The organism is Phenylobacterium sp. (assembly GCF_036723115.1).
GTDB lineage: Bacteria > Pseudomonadota > Alphaproteobacteria > Caulobacterales > Caulobacteraceae > Phenylobacterium.
Genome location: NZ_DAIMHV010000068.1, coordinates 1 through 14,972, shown reverse-complemented (window position 1 = coordinate 14,972; position 14,972 = coordinate 1). Strand labels below are relative to the sequence as shown.

15 protein-coding genes are annotated in these 14,972 nt (G+C 68.4%); 9 read left to right on the top strand and 6 right to left on the bottom strand.

Going from position 1 to position 14,972, the window contains the following annotated elements:
• Positions 1-452 (top strand): HlyD family efflux transporter periplasmic adaptor subunit (locus V7D28_RS08820; protein ID WP_333587012.1); only part of this gene is annotated, 452 nt, incomplete at its 5' end.
• Between the two features lie 226 nt (positions 453-678).
• A complete protein-coding gene (locus V7D28_RS08815; protein ID WP_333587011.1) occupies positions 679-2,496 on the top strand; it encodes a calcium-binding protein in 1,818 nt (605 codons plus the stop codon).
• A 414-nt stretch (positions 2,497-2,910) separates the two neighbouring features.
• Here V7D28_RS08815 and V7D28_RS08810 read toward each other — a convergent pair whose 3' ends face one another.
• Positions 2,911-3,963, bottom strand: a complete 1,053-nt coding sequence (locus tag V7D28_RS08810; RefSeq protein ID WP_333587010.1) for a M23 family metallopeptidase — start codon at positions 3,961-3,963, stop codon at positions 2,911-2,913.
• A gap of 32 nt (positions 3,964-3,995) precedes the next feature.
• Positions 3,996-4,751 (bottom strand): sulfotransferase domain-containing protein, encoded by a 756-nt coding sequence (locus V7D28_RS08805; protein WP_333587009.1) that lies wholly within the window; start codon positions 4,749-4,751, stop codon positions 3,996-3,998.
• Positions 4,752-4,905: 154 nt separating this feature from the next.
• Between V7D28_RS08805 and V7D28_RS08800 the strand changes: the two genes are divergently transcribed.
• The 7 genes from V7D28_RS08800 to V7D28_RS08770 are packed head-to-tail and all read left to right on the top strand — an operon-like array spanning position 4,906 to position 10,600.
• Positions 4,906-5,673, top strand: a complete 768-nt coding sequence (locus tag V7D28_RS08800; RefSeq protein WP_333587008.1) for a cephalosporin hydroxylase family protein — start codon at positions 4,906-4,908, stop codon at positions 5,671-5,673.
• A gap of 23 nt (positions 5,674-5,696) precedes the next feature.
• Positions 5,697-6,470 carry a glucose-1-phosphate cytidylyltransferase gene (gene rfbF / locus V7D28_RS08795; RefSeq protein WP_333587007.1) on the top strand — a complete coding sequence of 258 codons (774 nt, stop codon included), beginning with the start codon at positions 5,697-5,699 and terminating at the stop codon, positions 6,468-6,470.
• Complete coding sequence (rfbG, locus tag V7D28_RS08790; protein WP_333587006.1) at positions 6,467-7,525, top strand: CDP-glucose 4,6-dehydratase; 1,059 nt, start codon at positions 6,467-6,469, stop codon at positions 7,523-7,525. The genes rfbF and rfbG overlap by 4 nt, the downstream gene beginning before the upstream one ends.
• A complete protein-coding gene (locus V7D28_RS08785; RefSeq protein ID WP_333587005.1) occupies positions 7,525-8,760 on the top strand; it encodes a class I SAM-dependent methyltransferase in 1,236 nt (411 codons plus the stop codon). Before rfbG ends, V7D28_RS08785 begins: the two co-directional genes overlap by 1 nt.
• Positions 8,760-9,293 (top strand): dTDP-4-dehydrorhamnose 3,5-epimerase family protein, encoded by a 534-nt coding sequence (locus tag V7D28_RS08780; protein ID WP_333587004.1) that lies wholly within the window; start codon positions 8,760-8,762, stop codon positions 9,291-9,293. Before V7D28_RS08785 ends, V7D28_RS08780 begins: the two co-directional genes overlap by 1 nt.
• 12 nt (positions 9,294-9,305) lie before the next feature.
• A complete protein-coding gene (locus V7D28_RS08775; protein WP_333587003.1) occupies positions 9,306-9,800 on the top strand; it encodes an acyltransferase in 495 nt (164 codons plus the stop codon).
• Entirely contained in the window at positions 9,797-10,600 is an 804-nt protein-coding gene (locus tag V7D28_RS08770) for an NAD-dependent epimerase/dehydratase family protein (protein WP_333587002.1), read from the top strand. Before V7D28_RS08775 ends, V7D28_RS08770 begins: the two co-directional genes overlap by 4 nt.
• Positions 10,601-10,616: 16 nt before the next feature.
• Here V7D28_RS08770 and V7D28_RS08765 read toward each other — a convergent pair whose 3' ends face one another.
• The 4 genes from V7D28_RS08765 to V7D28_RS08750 form a co-directional block, all read right to left on the bottom strand.
• A complete protein-coding gene (locus tag V7D28_RS08765; protein ID WP_333587001.1) occupies positions 10,617-12,920 on the bottom strand; it encodes an O-linked N-acetylglucosamine transferase family protein in 2,304 nt (767 codons plus the stop codon).
• A gap of 111 nt (positions 12,921-13,031) precedes the next feature.
• The gene (locus V7D28_RS08760; RefSeq protein ID WP_333587000.1) at positions 13,032-13,334 is read right to left on the bottom strand and encodes a SemiSWEET family sugar transporter; all 303 of its coding nucleotides are present in this window, start codon (positions 13,332-13,334) and stop codon (positions 13,032-13,034) included.
• 1 nt (position 13,335) lies between these two features.
• Complete coding sequence (locus V7D28_RS08755; RefSeq protein ID WP_333586999.1) at positions 13,336-13,794, bottom strand: response regulator; 459 nt, start codon at positions 13,792-13,794, stop codon at positions 13,336-13,338.
• A 4-nt stretch (positions 13,795-13,798) separates the two neighbouring features.
• The gene (locus V7D28_RS08750; protein WP_333586998.1) at positions 13,799-14,893 is read right to left on the bottom strand and encodes a histidine kinase dimerization/phosphoacceptor domain -containing protein; all 1,095 of its coding nucleotides are present in this window, start codon (positions 14,891-14,893) and stop codon (positions 13,799-13,801) included.
• Positions 14,894-14,972: the final 79 nt, after the last annotated feature.

The window sequence follows — 14,972 nt, the reverse complement described above, 5'->3', positions numbered from 1 at the left end:
TCCGCTCTCCGGTGGACGGCTATGTGCTCAACCTCACCCAGTTCACCGTGGGCGGGGTTGTGGCGCCGGGCGAGCTGCTGATGGACATCGTGCCCGCCGACGCGCCCCTCATCGTCTGGGCGCGAGTCGCACCCAAGGATGTGAATAGCGTCCGCGTGGGCCAGGAGGCGCGGATCGACGTCACCGCCTTCTCCACCCGGCGCGCCCGATCGCTCACGGCCACGGTCACCAATGTCTCAGCCGACCGGATCATCGATCCGAACACGGGCGAGGCCTACTTCACGGCCGAGCTTCGGATCGATCCGGCCTCTCTGCGCAACCTGCCGCCGAACGCCAACCTCACCGCCGGTATGCAGGCCACGGCCATGATCACCACCGGCCGGCGCTCGATCCTGTCCTATTTGGTGAGTCCACTCACCGACACCATTGGCGACTCGCTGCGCGAGGAGTAGCCGTAAACCCTTCCGCCACGCGGCTTGCAGCGGGGCGGGGGGCTGGGTCCGGCGGGCGTTTTTCGAGTTGCGCATCGACACCGCATCCGATACGTCTTCACCGGGCTCGTTTAACCTTTGTCACGGCCATGCTGCATGGCGTGAAAAAGGGGACCGCTGGGACCGCTCCATCCGAGGATGGTGGCCAGGCGTTCTGGGGTCCATGTGACACTGACTGGAGAGAAGCATGGCTAACTACATTTTCGAGACGATCACCGACGCTCAGGCGATCGGGTTCCAGAACACCGACACCCTGGCCTTTGCCCCGGGCACCAACGCCTCTACGATCACCGTCCAGTACATCGCCGCTGTCGGCGCTGAACCGGCTCGCGTGAGCATCACCGCCAACGGCGTCACGAAGCTGTTCGGCATCGGCATCTACAACACCACGCACACCACTACGACGGGCGGGGTGCTCTACATTGGCGGCAACGGTAACGACCTCCCGGCGGCGGGCGGCACGGCTGCTGACGCGCTGTATGGCGGCGCGGGTAACGACACTCTTGATGGTGGTCAGGGCAGCAACCTGCTGCAAGGCAATGCGGGCAATGACAACCTGACGGGCGGTTCTTCGGCCGATACCATCTATGGCGGCCAGGGTAACGACACGATCACTGCTGGCGGTGGCAGCAACTGGGTTCAGGGCAACCTCGGTGATGACAACATCACCGGCGGCAGTGCCTCGAACCAATCCGACACTCTGTTGGGCGGTCAAGGCAACGACACCGTGACCGGCGGTGCCGGTGCCGACTTCATCAACGGCAACCTCGGTGATGACAACCTCGCTGGCGGCGCAGGCAACGACACCCTGCTGGGCGAAGCTGGCGCCGACACCATCAACGGCGATGCTGGCAACGACTCCATCGACGGGGGCGAAGGTAACGACGACCTCACCGGCGGCGCTGGCAACGACACCATCTTCGGCGGCGCTGGCGCTGACACTCTGACCGGCACCAGCGGGAACAACTTCCTGCAGGGCAACACCGGTGCCGACCAGATCGTCTCGGGCACTGGCAATGACACGATGTATGGTGGTCAGGACAACGACACCATCACTGCCGTTGCCAACAACGGAAACAACTGGGCCAACGGTAACCTGGGCGATGACCAGCTGACCGGTGGCACGGGCAACGACACGCTGCTGGGCGGCCAAGGCAACGACACCATCGTTGGCACCGCTGGCACGAACTTCCTGAACGGCAACCTCGGTAACGACAACATCACCGGCGGCACCGGCAACGACACCATCTTCGGTGAAGACGGCAACGACGTCATCGTTGGCGGCGCGGGTAACGATGTCCTGGACGGCGGTGAAGGCAACGACACCATCTCGTCTGTTTCGGGCACCAACTCGATGTCCGGCGGCGCGGGTACCGACAGCATCACGGCCGGTAGCGGCAATGACACCATCTCCGGTGGTGACGGTTCTGACACCATCGACCTCGGCGCTGGTGGCAATAATGTCGTCAACGGTGACGGTGGCTCCGACTCCATCCTTGGCGGTGCTGGCAACGACACCATCAATGGCGGCGAGGGCAACGACGCCATCGACGCTTCCGCAGGTGGCAACAACCAACTGCTCGGCGGTGCCGGCAATGACTCGATCCTCGGCGGCGCGGGTACCGACACCATCACCGGCGGTGCGGGCGTTGACACCCTGGACGGCGGCGCGGGCGCTGACCGCTTCGTCTTCGCGGCGGGCGACTCTTCGACGACCGCCGGCTCGGTGGACCGGATCAACAACTTCGCCACGGCTGACTCGATCAGCTTCGGCTTCGCCGGCACGGCCACCAACTACGCCGAGATCAGCGTGGGCAGCTACGCCCAGGCTCTGTCCGACGCCACGGCTCTGATCACCTCCGGCTCGCGCGACATCGTCGCCGTGGCGGTGGGCGCGGACGTCTATGTCTTCGCCGACATCAGCAGCAACAACACCGTCACGGGCGCCGTCCACCTGGTGGGCGTCGGCCTGGGGGACATCTCGCAGACCAACTTCGTCATCTAAGTCGAAGTTTCTACGAGTTGAGACTTTTGGGGGCCGTCCTTCGGGGCGGCCCCTTTCTCGTGAGCGTTAGGTCGTTCCGAGCCTCCGCGACCCTGTGCTCAGGCGGCGTTAGATCCTCATCGGATAAGCCCGCCGAAGACCGTCCGAAAGGACGTGCGCGCCAGCGACGCGTGACAAGCACATCGAAACGCTCCTCGCGCATGACCGCGCGGACGCATAGGAAATTAGATTGTCGGGGAAGCGCGAGAGGCCGGGCCATAGCTGGCATGGGCGCTATGACCCGGCCGAAGCGACACAGCCTTGGAGAGCAGGGCTGACGTCAAACTGTAGCCCACTCTGCCGCAACGCGAAAGAGACTCCGTCGGCAATGCGACAGGTTTGCGGCGGATTCTTGAAGCGAGTCCGACGCGCGGCTCAGAAGACCAGGGCGAAATCCCGCTCCACCACCCGTCGTCCCCCCCGTTCGACGGTGAAACGCGCTTCATAGGTCCCCTCGGCCCAGCCCTCCGGCGGCGTGCGGCGACCCGCATAGGTCAGATACTGGGCCTTGGCGCTTTCCAGGGGGTCGATGCGGGTTTCGGCCAGCACGGTTCCGTCGGGGGCGGTCAGGCGCAGGTGCTGCACGTCGCCGGCCTCCAGGGCGATGGCGCGCACATAGGCCACCAGGGCCGGCGCATGGGCTGCGGGCGGGGTGACGCCGGCCTCCTCCACCGCCTCCAGGGTCACAGCGCCCGCGGAGAAGCCGGCATTGAGCACCGCGCCGCTCTGATAGGCCAGGGCGGCGAGCGCCGCGTCGGACCACAGGGGGTTCTGCGCCTCGCAAACCCGGCCGCCCTCGCCGGCGGCTGGCGCAAACGGGTCCACCACCGCTCCGTCCCGGCGCACGGTGAAGTGCAGATGGGGGTATTCGGTCTGGCCCGACAGGCCGATCCTGCCGATCGGCTGGCCGGCGTGCACGCGCTCTCCGGCGGCCACCTGCAGGCTGCCCTGCGCCAGATGGCAGTATTGCGTCTCCCAGCCGCCGCCGTGGTCGATAACCACGCCGTTGCCGCACTCCGCACCTTCCACGGCCGCGAGGCCGCCCGTGCGGACCGAGACGTCGGCGACGCCGTCCCGCAGCCGGACCACCTGGCCATCGGCGGCGGCCAGCACGTCCACCCCGGCCCGCTGGGCGGCCATGTCGAGGGTGCGGATGTCCAGGCCGTTATGGTCCTGATAGGTGCGCCCGCCGCAGGCATAGTCGCGCACCCCAGGGCCCGGATCGCGGTCCACATAGTTCTGGATGGCGCAGGTCTCGCCGATCACGCAGTCCACCGGCAGCTCAAGGACGGGACCGATCCGCTCGGCCGGCGTGGAGGTCTGTGTCTCGGCGCCCGATCCGCCGCACGCCGCCAGGGCGGCCAGGCCCAGGGCCAGGCCCGCCAGCCGCAAGGGCGTGGGGAAGGATGTCGCCGTCACCGCGCGCATGGGCTGAAACCTGCCCCGGCGGACGGGCCGAATTAAGGCGCAGGCTCTGGCGTCAGCTCCAGACCCGTCAGCGCGCGCAGCCGGGCGGCGTCAGCGCCGTAGATGTCCCGCAGCCAGGCGATATCCGTAGGACCAAGCTCAGAGGGATAGGCCGCCGCCCTGGCCTCATGCACCCGGCGGGGCCGGACCTGCGCCGGCGGGGCGACGCCCACATGGGCGCAAACCTTGGCCAGCGCGCCTGCGGGGTCGCGGTCCAGATCCTCGGCCCGCAGGATCAGGATCTGCTCCCGGGGAAAAAGCGCCAGCGCCGCCTCGATCTGCTCGCCATAGAAGCCCCGCTCCACATAGCTGAACTCTCGATGCCAGCCCCAGGGCTCACCCCCAAACAGGCGCGCGCGACCCTGGCGGATGCACCAGTCGAAGGGGTTCGTCTCCACCCCGCGGGCATATTCCATGCGCCAGTGGGAATAGGCCCGCGCCACCGGATCGCGCAGCAGGATGATCAGCCGCACGGCGGGATTATAGGCGGCGATGCGCGCCAGGCAGTTGGGCCAATAGAGATAGATGGGCGTGGCTTCGCCCCAGACCCGCCCCCGGTCGGCCAGGTCGAAGCGGGCGTGATAGGCGCCGTAGTCCGGGGCGCCCCAGTCCTGCGAATCGTCGTCGAAGAAGTGCGCCTCCTTGACGTCCGACAGGCCGATGCCCGGCACGTCGCCCAGATAGTCGAACAGGGCGGTGGTCCCGGCCTTCTGGGCGCCGATGACCATGAAATCGACCTTGGGCTCCACGCCGCCTCCCTTCTGCCGACGCCCCCGACCCCTTGCGCCCGTGATCCCTTGCGGCGGGATACGGCTTCATCACCGCAACGATGCGCGATAAGAGGGGGCACGCATGCGGGCCGGGATTCCACCTGACCCGCCAACGGCATACAGGGTCGGGGTCTTGATCACCATCATCGACGAAGAGCGCGGCGAAGTCGTCGTCCGCGACGGCGACACAGAAACGCGCCACAGCCTGTCCACCGCCGAGGGCTTCGCCGCGGCGTCCCGGGCCTGGGTGCGGGCCACGTGGGATTCCAAGTACGTCTATTCCTTCGCCTGGATGGGCCGGCCGATCATTCAGCTGCCGGAGGACATGATCCGCCTGCAGGAGGTGATCTACACCCTGAAGCCCGACGTGCTCATCGAGACCGGCGTGGCCCACGGCGGCTCGCTGATCTTCTACGCCTCGCTGTTCGAGGCCATGGGCCATGGCCGCGTCATCGGCATCGACATCGAAATCCGCGCCCATAACCGCAGCGCCATCGAATCCCATCCGATGAAGAAGCGGATCGAGCTCATCGAGGGCTCGTCCACCGCGCCCGAAGTGGTCGATCAGGTGAAGGCCCTGGTGAAGCCGGGCGAGAAGGCCCTGGTGGTGCTGGATTCCAACCACACCAAGGGCCACGTCCTGGACGAGCTGCGCGCCTATGCCGACCTGGTGCCGGTGGGCTCCTATATCGTGGCCACCGACGGGATCATGGAGCAGGTGGCCGGCGGCCCGCGCACGGGCGAGGACTGGACCTGGAACAATCCCAAGGCCGCGGCCCACGCCTTTGTCGCCGAGGACAAGCGCTTCATCATCGAAGAGCCGGCCTTCCCGTTCAATGAAGGCGCGGTGACCGAGCGGGTGACCTATTGGCCCGACGCCTTCGTCAAGCGGATCGCCTGACGGGCAGGGAAGGGGGCGCGACCATGAAAGCCGTGATCCTGGCCGGGGGCCTGGGCACCCGGATCTCCGAGGAGAGCCACCTGCGGCCCAAGCCCATGATCGAGATCGGCGGGCGGCCGATCCTGTGGCACATCATGAAGCTGTTCTCGCACCACGGCTTCAACGAGTTCGTCGTCTGCCTGGGCTACAAGGGCTATGTGGTGAAGGAGTACTTCGCCAACTACGTGCTCCATAACGCGGACTTCACCGTCGACCTGGCCAACCGGGCCATCGACTATCACGCCACCAAACACGAGCCGTGGAAGGTGACGCTGGTGGACACCGGGCCGGACACCATGACCGGCGGGCGTCTGAAGCGGGTGGCCCAGTTCCTCAATCCCGGCGAGCCCTTCTTCTTCACCTATGGGGACGGGGTGGCCGATGTGGACCTGAAGGCCCTGGCCGCCTTCCACAAGGCCCATGGCAAGCAGGCCACGGTCACCGCCGTGGCCCCGCCGGGCCGCTATGGCGCGCTGGAGATGACCGGCGACCGGGTGGACCGCTTCGTGGAAAAGCCCCCCGGCGACAACGGCCTGATCAATGGCGGCTTCTTCGTCCTCGATCCAGCGGTGATCGGGCGGGTGGAGGATGACTCCACCGTCTGGGAGCTGGGGCCCCTGGAGGGCCTGGCCGCGGACGGCCAGCTGATCGCCTATCGCCATGACGGCTTCTGGGCGGCCATGGACACCCTGCGCGACAAGAATCAGCTGGAGGGCCTCTGGGCGTCCGGCAAGGCGCCCTGGCGCCTGTGGGCATGAGCCGGCCCGATCCGGCCTTCTGGGCGGGCAAGCGCGTCCTGCTCACCGGCCATACCGGGTTCAAGGGCGCCTGGGCGGGCCTCTGGCTCTCGCGCATGGGCGCCCGGGTGACCGGCCTGGCCCTGGCCCCGGACCAGACGCCGGCGCTCTCCGACATGCTGGGCTATGACCATCTGGCGGCCTCGCGCCTGACGGACCTGCGCGACCGGCGCGCGGTGCTGGACGCGGTGGCGGACGGTCCCTTTGACCTGGTGCTGCACATGGCCGCCCAGCCCATCGTCCGCGCGGCCATCGAGGATCCGGTGGGGTCGCTGGCCACCAACATCATGGGCACGGTCCACCTGCTGGAGGCCCTGCGCGATGAGGAGGCGCTGGCGGCCATCCTCGTCATCACCTCCGACAAGGTCTACGCCAACAATGACGCCGGGCGCGCCTTCCAGGAGGGCGACGCTCTGGGGGGCAAGGACCCCTATTCGGCCTCCAAGGCCTGTGCGGAGATCGTCACCGCCAGCTATGCCCGCTCCTTCTTCGACCGTGCAGGCGTGCCTGTGGCCACCGCCCGCGGGGGCAATGTGATCGGCGGCGGGGACTTTTCCCGCGACCGGCTGGTGGCCGACATTGTCCGCGCCGCCCGCGCCGGCGAGGCGGTGGTCCTGCGCCATCCCGAGGCCACCCGCCCCTGGCAACATATGCTGGACTGCCTGGCCGGCTACCTGGTCTTCGCCCAGGCCCTGGCCCAGCGGCCGGACACGCCCCGCAGCCTCAACTTCGGCCCCAAGCCCGGAGCGGCCGAGATCACCGTGGGCGACCTGGCCCATCAGGCCGTCGCCTCCCTGGGGGCCGCGCCCTGGCGCCATGAGCCCGACCCGGCCTCCATCGAGGCCAAGGTTCTGGCGGTGGATGCCAGCCTCGCCCGCCGCACGCTCGACTTCGAAAGCCGGCTCGATGGTCCGCAGGCCGTGGCCTGGACCATGGACTGGTACCGCCGGCAGGGGGAGGGCGAGCCCGCCCGCGACCTCTGCCTGGCCCAGATCGACGCCTACGAAAGCCTGTGATGACGCCTGTCTGCCGCTTCTGCCGCACCCCGCTGACCCAGACCGTGGTGGACCTGGGCCGCCAGCCCCTGGCCAACAGCAACCTCACCGCAGCCGAACTGGCCGCCGGGACCGAGCGCACCTATCCGCTGCACGCCCGGGTCTGCCCCTCCTGCTTCCTGGTGCAGGTGGACGATCCCGTCGCCGCCGACGAGATCTTCGATTCCGGCTACGCCTACTTCTCGTCCTACTCGGCCAGCTGGGTGGAGCATGCCCGCCGCTATGCCCAGGCCATGATCGCCCGCTTCGGCCTGGGGCCGCAGTCCCTGGTGGTGGAGGTGGCCTCCAATGACGGCTACCTCTTGCAGCACTTCAAGGCCGCCGGCGTGCCGGTCCTGGGGATCGAGCCCACCGCCAACACCGCCCAGGCGGCCATCGACAGGGGCGTGCCCACCGAGGTCATGTTCTTCCACGGGGAAACGGGACGTGAACTGGCCGCCCGAGGGGTGAAGGCCGACCTCATGGCGGCCAACAATGTGCTGGCCCACGTCCCCGACATCGGCGGCTTTGTCGCGGGCTTCCGCGAGGTGCTGAAGCCGGAGGGGGTTCTGACCTTCGAGTTCCCCCATCTGCTCAACATGCTGGAGATGGTGCAGTTCGACACCATCTATCACGAGCACTTCTCCTATCTGTCCCTGCTGGCGGTGGCCCAGGTGCTGCGGGCCAATGGCCTGCGGGCCTTCGATGTGGAGCTGCTGCCCACCCATGGCGGCTCTCTGCGCCTGTTCTGCGCCCATGAGGGGTCAAGCCACCGGGAGACCGAGGCGCTCAAGACCCTGCGCGCCCGCGAGGCCGCCGCAGGCCTGCACCGCCTGGAGACCTATGAGGGCTACGCCGCCCGGGTGGACGAGGTGCGCGACTCCTTCCTGGCCTTCCTGAAATCCGCCAAGGCCGAGGGCAAGTCCGTGGCCGCCTATGGCGCCGCGGCCAAGGGCAACACCTTCCTCAACTATGCCGGGGTGGGGACGGGTGACCTAGTGGCGGCCTTCGACGCCAACCCGCACAAGCAGGGGCGCTACCTGCCCGGCAGCCATGTGCCGATCCTGGCGCCCGACAAGGTGGCCGAGGTCAAGCCGGACTACATCCTGATCCTGCCCTGGAACCTGAAGGACGAGATCATGGCCCAGCTGGCCTATGTGCGGGCCTGGGGCTGCCGGTTCGTCATCGCCTCTCCCAAGACCGAGATCCTGGACTGATGCGCTTCTCCCCCACCCAGGTGGAGGGCGTCCTGCGGGTGGATCCCGACCCCGTGGCCGATGCGCGCGGGGCCTTTGCGCGGCTGCACTGCCCGCAGGAGTTCGCGGCGGCGGGGGCGGCCTTCGCCCCGGCCCAGACCAGTCTGTCACGCAACACCGCGGCCTTCACCCTGCGCGGCATGCACTACCAGCCCGCCCCCCATGGAGAGACCAAGCTGGTGCGGGCGGTGCGGGGCAGAATTTTTGATGTGGCCCTGGATCTGCGCCCCCACAGCCCCACCTATCGCCGCTGGACCGGGGTGGAGCTGGACGCCGAAGGGGGCGCGGCCCTCTTTATTCCCGAAGGGGTCGCCCACGGCTTCCTTACCCTGGAGCCCGACAGCGACGTGCTCTATCAGATCGCCCCCCTGTTCGAGCCGGGCCATGGCCAGGGCGTGCGCTGGGACGATCCGGCCTTCGCCATCGACTGGCCCGCGGCGCCGCAGGTGATCTCCGAGCGGGACGCGACCTATCCGGACTATCAGGGCGTCTAGGGAAGAGGCCGTATGCTGAAGATCGACCCCACCGCCGTCGTCTCGCCTCTGGCGGATATCGAGCGCTCGGTGCGCGGCACCCTGATCGAGATCGGGGCGCGGACCCAGCTGGACTCCTTCGTCAAGATCAAGCCGGCCGGCGGCGCGGGCGAGGTTGTGATCGGCGCCGACTGCGCCATCAATTCCGGCACCGTCATCTATACGGGCCATGGGGTGCGGATCGGCGATGCGGTGCTCATCGCCGCCAACTGCACGCTGGCGCCCACCAACCACGCCATCGCCGACCGGGAGCGGCGGATTCGCGACCAGGGCTTCATGGAAAGCCGCGGCGGAATCATCATCGAGGACGATGTCTGGCTAGGCGCCGGCGTGGTCGTCCTGGACGGCGCCCATATCGGCAAGGGGTGCGTCGTGGCCGCCGGGGCGGTGGTGCGCGGCCGGCTCGAGCCCTACGGCGTCTATGCCGGGAATCCGGTGCGCCGCATCGCAGAGCGCGGGGCGGCGTGAGCCGCTACACCGTCATCGGCGCCGGCGGCTTCATCGGCGCGCGCCTGGTGTCCGCCCTGGAGGCCCGCGGCGAACAGGTGCACGCCTCGCGACGGGGCGATGAGAGCCTCTTTTCCCGTGATCTGGGCTGCGTCTTCTACTGCGCGGGGCTCACCGGCGATTTTGACATCCGGCCCTTCGACACCGTCGCCGCCCATGTGACCCTGGTGGCTGAGCTGCTGGAGCGGGCCAAGTTCCAGCGCCTGATCTATCTGTCCTCCACCCGCCTCTATGACAGCCTGGGGCCGGCCGGGGGGGATGAGGCCGATCGCCTGCTGCTGGACCCGGCGGCGGCGCGCAATGTCTATGACCTGTCCAAGGCCCTGGGGGAGAATCTGGTGCTGGCCCGCTCGGACGGGCGCGGGGCGGTGGCGCGGCTCTCCAATGTGTTCGATCTGGACCCTGCGGCCAGCGGCTTCCTGTCGGACCTGCTTGGCCGGGCCAGGCGCGAGCGGCGGATCGAGCTTTCAGCTTCGGCGCCCTCGGCGGCCCGGGACTATATCCACGCCCCCGACGTGATCGCGGCCCTGCTGGCTATGGCCGATCAGGCCGCCTCGGGGGTGGTCAACATCGCCCGGGGCGAGAACCTGTCCAACCGCGACCTGGCCGAGCTGTTCGCCGAGGCGGGCTGGCGGCTGGACCTGGGACCCGACCGGGACCTGCCCGCGCCGCCGGTCTGCCAGACCCGGCGCCTTGCGGCCCTGGGCGTGAGGCCGCGGGATGCCCGTGCGGTGATCGGCGAGATCCTGGGCGGTCTGTAGCGAGCCCGCGGCGACTTCAGGCCGGCTCGGGGGCGGGCGCCTTGCTGCGCTGAACCGCGGCCTCCAGCATCCGGTAGAAGTCGTCGGCGAACTGGCGCGTCTGGCCCAGACGGCTGGCCTTCAGGGTGGGGCGCAAGCTTCGGCGCAGGTCACGCAGACGCTCCACATCCCCCGCCAGGCCCACGGCGGCGGCCAGATAGCCGTCCAGGTCGGCGGCGCACAGGTCGTGCAGGCCGGCATTGCCCAGGATCGAGCAGCTCAGCCGCTCGAACAGCCCCGGCCCCACCAGGGTGACCACCGGCACGCCCATCCAGAGGGACTCGCAGGTGGTGGTGCCGCCGGTCTGGGGGAAGGTGTCCAGGGAGATGTCCATCTCGTTGTAAAACGGCATGTGCTGGCCGCGCACCGCCTCGAAACGCAGGCGTTCGGCGGCCACGCCTTCGGCCGCGAAGATGGCGGCGATGTGATCGCGGAAGGCCTGGGTGCCCCCCTCCGGCCGCACCAGCATGAAGCGCGACTCCGGCACGGCGGCCACCACCCGCGCCCAGTGGCGGACCATCTCGCGGCTGTACTTGTAGGGATTGTTCGCCGTGCCGAAGGTGATGAAGCCGTTCTGCACCACCGGCGGCTCGGCCGCCTGCGGACGTTCCGGGAAGGCCAGCTCCCCCATGGCGATCCAGCTGGACGGCATCAGCAGCGGGGCCTCGATCAGGAGCTCGGGCCGCGGCGGCTTCAGATAGGGGTCGATGATCAGATAGTCGATGTGGGTCAGGCCCGAGGAGTGGGGATAGCCGAGCCAGCTGGCCTGCAGGGGCGCGGGCTTCCAGGCCATGACGTTCAGGCGGTTCATGTGGGTGGAGCCGCCCAGCTCGATCAGCATGTCCAGCTGGTCGGCGCTGATCATCTCGGCGACGGCCCGGTCGTTGATGTCGGGATGCCAGCGGAAGACGTCCACCATGCCGGTGATGCGCTTCTGCAGGGCGTCGGCCTCACCCTGGTAGAAGGAGTAGCAATAGATCTCGAACCGGTCGCGGGGGTAGTGCTCGAACAGCGGCAGGGAGAAGTAGGCCACAGGATGCATCCTGAGGTCCGACGACATGAAGCCTATACGGATCTTGCCGTTGTCGGGGCGTGGGCCCTTGGGCCGGGCGATGGGAAAGTGCTTCACCCGCTCCTGCAGGCGGTCGCCCCACAGGCGGTGCTGGGCGATCAACTCATCCCGGTCTTCCGGCGTTTTCACCCGGGACAGCTGGCTCAGCATGGCCGTGTGGCGGCCCTCCATCGCCCACTGGCGGCCGGTTTCGCGGAAGTCGCAGACCTCGTCCAGGGCGTCGAAATCGCAGACCCGGCCCAGGACTTCCGAGGCCACCTTGAAATGGGCGCCGGTCTTGAGCTTGCCCACCGTCGTGGCGGTCTTCAATTCGGCATAGGCCCGGTCCAGATGGGCCGCCTCATTCCCGTGGCGTGACCGGGCGAAGCTCTCCACCAGGGCCATGCGATAGTCCATGTCGTCGGGCTTCAGGGCCACTGCGCGTTCCAGATGCGCATTGGCCCGCGGCCGGTCCCAGTCGCTGAGCACGGCGCCCAGCTGGTGGTGCAGCCAGGCCTCTTCTCCGTGCTCGGCCAGAAGGGTGTCCATATAGGCCGCCGATTCCCGCAGGCGCGAGCCCCGGCGAAGCGCGATGGCGCGGGCTTCCTTGAAGCGGGGCGAGGGGACGATGGCCAGGGCCTGGTCCAGGACGGCGATGGCCTCATCCACCCCCTGGCTCTCCGCCAGAAGGCCCGACAGGTCGAGCCAGGCGTCCACATTGTCCGCCTTCAGCCGCGTGGCCAGGCGCAGGCGCATCTCGGCCTTGGGATAGTCCTCGGCGTACCAGTAGGCGCGCCCCAGGCTGCGCTGCAGTTCGGAATTGGCCGGGGTCTGGCGGACCAGCTTGGAGAAGATCGTCGCGGCTTCGGCGCCCTTGCGCTGATCGTTCAGCACATTGCCCTTGTTGTGAAGGAAGCCCTCATTGCGGGGCTGGAGCTTCAGGGCCGCATTCAACGCCTCCAGCGCCCCGTCCAGGTCGCCGGTCCGGCGCAGGCAGACGCCTAGCGTGTTCCAGAGCTCGGCCTCCTTGGGATGGTGTTCCACCCCCTGTCGCCCCCAGGCGGCCGCCTTGTCGAACAGGTTGTGGCGATAGAGCAGGGCGGTGAAGTTCTTGTAGACCCGCACCGGCGCCTTGGGCTCGTCCCGCAGATAGGCCTCGATGAGCCCGACGCCTTCATCGAAACGGCCAGCCAGCAGGGCGGCGTCGGCTTCGGCGATGCGTGAGTTCATGGGGTCTTCCTGGCCAGGGCGTGGGGCGAGGGCAGGGCATGGCGCCCCACAGGCGGAGGCGCAACTCTAATGAGGCCCCCTATCGGCGCCAACCTTCGCCGGCGGTGGCGGCTAGAGACCCGGCTCCAGCCCCGAGGCCGGCGGAGTCGGCCGGTGGGAATAGCGCCATTTCATGGCCAGGATCAGGCTGGACAGGGTCAGGCACACGATGTTCGTGGCCAGGATCGGGAGCGAGCCGATCATCACGCCGTAGCTGACCCACAGGGCGAAACCCGTGACGGTCACAACGTACATGCGCAGCGAGATGGAGCGGGCGTCCTTCTCCCGCCAGGTCTTGACGATCTGCGGGGTGAAGCTCGCCATGGAGCAGAAGCCGGCGGCGAAGCCGATGATCTCGGGCATTTCCAGAGCCATCTCAGCCCGTCCTCTGCACCTGGTCGACGCCCCAGCGCTCCAGGAAGGCGTCAGAAAGGCTCAAGCCCGGGGGCGGGGCGGCCTCGGCGCAACCGAAGGCCATGCAGTGGGCCACATAGGCCAGGGCCCGGCGCACCGAGCGATCCGAATAGGGCTTGGCGATCACCCCGCAGGCGCCGGCCAGGTCCTCGGGCAGGCGTTTGACATTGGCGGTCATGAACAGCACGACGGCCCCGTGATGGGCGGCGATCTCCCGGGCGGCGTCCACCCCTGTGGGACCATCGGCCAGGTGCACGTCCACCAGGGCGAGATCGGGCGTATGACGCTCGGCCAGCTGAACCGCATGGGCGGAGTCCATGGCATGGCCCACCTCGACCATGCCGGCCTCCTGCACCAGGAAGCCCAGCTCTACCGCCAGCAGGGCCTCGTCCTCGACGATCAGGACCTTCAAGGGAGCCATGCGCCTAGCCCTCCACCGGCAGTTTCAGCACGGCGCGGACACCAGGCTTCGCCGCCTCGAAGGTGAGGGTCGCCCGCAGCTGCTGGGCCAACAGCTCGGTGATGGTCAGGCCAAAGCCGGGGGTGAATTCGCCCGTGTACGGCAGGCCCGGACCGTGGTCCCGCACGCAGATCACATAATGGCCGTTCAGACGCCGCACCGTCAGTTCGATATGGGCCTCGCCGCTCGCGGGGGCGCCGTGGCGATGGGCGTTGTCCACCAGCTCGTTGACCACCAGAGCCAGGGGCGCGGCCTGGGCGGCGGCGATGTCGATGCGCTGCAGGTCCATCTCCACCTGGCCCTCGGACCCGGCGGTGACGTCGCCCAGCAGGTCGCGGACGAAGGCGCCCACGTCGAACCGGGCGATGTCCTGGCTCTGGAACAGGCGCCGATGGACCGTGGCGATGGCCGAGACGCGGGACAGCATGCGCTCCAGCGCCTCACGCGTGGCCGGATCGGACGTCCGCCGCGTCTGCAGGACAAGCAGAGAGCTGATGAGCTGGAGGTTGTTCTTGACCCGGTGGTCCACCTCGTGGAGCAGGGCGGTGCGTTCGGCCAGGGCCTTCTCCGCCGCCTGGCTCTGCTCGTCGGCCACGGTGCGAAGGCCCTGGCGGTCGCGGTGCAGTTTCGCCTCGGCCAGTTTGCGCTCGGTGACGTCCACCTGGGAGCCGATGAAGAAGACGAGTTCGCCGGCGGTGTTCAGCACGGGGCTGATCTGCAGGGCGTTCCAGAAGGGCGTGCCGTCCTTCTTGTAGTTGACGAGGTCGACAGTGATGGCGCGATTGTCCGCAATGGCGGAAGCCAGTTCGGCCACGGCCTGCTGGTCGGTCTCCGGGCCTTGCAGGAACCGGCAGTTGCGGCCCAGCACCTCATCGCGCCGGTAGCCGCTCAAGGACAGAAAGGCCTCATTGGCGAAGACGATGGGCATGTCCGGCGCCTGGGCGTCAGCGATGATCATGGGCATGCGGGTGGCCCGGACAGCGGCGGCGAAGGGATCGTCTATCCCGGGCCGCGGCGTCAGCAGGCTGTCGGCCCGATGTCTGTCCTGTGGGTCTGTCATTCGGCTTCTACGCTCCCCCGAAAGCGGCAAACGTCGATGGGCGGGCGCGGTTCCCCGGGGCGCCCGAGCCGGGCGGGGG

Coding starts and splice junctions, on each gene's coding strand:
- V7D28_RS08760 (WP_333587000.1), bottom strand. CDS start 13,334: ATGGCTCTGGAAATGCCCGAGATCATCGGCTTCGCCGCCGGCTTCTGC.
- V7D28_RS08780 (WP_333587004.1), top strand. CDS start 8,760: ATGCGCTTCTCCCCCACCCAGGTGGAGGGCGTCCTGCGGGTGGATCCC.
- rfbG (WP_333587006.1), top strand. CDS start 6,467: ATGAGCCGGCCCGATCCGGCCTTCTGGGCGGGCAAGCGCGTCCTGCTC.
- V7D28_RS08815 (WP_333587011.1), top strand. CDS start 679: ATGGCTAACTACATTTTCGAGACGATCACCGACGCTCAGGCGATCGGG.
- V7D28_RS08785 (WP_333587005.1), top strand. CDS start 7,525: ATGACGCCTGTCTGCCGCTTCTGCCGCACCCCGCTGACCCAGACCGTG.
- rfbF (WP_333587007.1), top strand. CDS start 5,697: ATGAAAGCCGTGATCCTGGCCGGGGGCCTGGGCACCCGGATCTCCGAG.
- V7D28_RS08810 (WP_333587010.1), bottom strand. CDS start 3,963: ATGCGCGCGGTGACGGCGACATCCTTCCCCACGCCCTTGCGGCTGGCG.
- V7D28_RS08750 (WP_333586998.1), bottom strand. CDS start 14,893: ATGACAGACCCACAGGACAGACATCGGGCCGACAGCCTGCTGACGCCG.
- V7D28_RS08775 (WP_333587003.1), top strand. CDS start 9,306: ATGCTGAAGATCGACCCCACCGCCGTCGTCTCGCCTCTGGCGGATATC.
- V7D28_RS08755 (WP_333586999.1), bottom strand. CDS start 13,794: ATGGCTCCCTTGAAGGTCCTGATCGTCGAGGACGAGGCCCTGCTGGCG.
- V7D28_RS08765 (WP_333587001.1), bottom strand. CDS start 12,920: ATGAACTCACGCATCGCCGAAGCCGACGCCGCCCTGCTGGCTGGCCGT.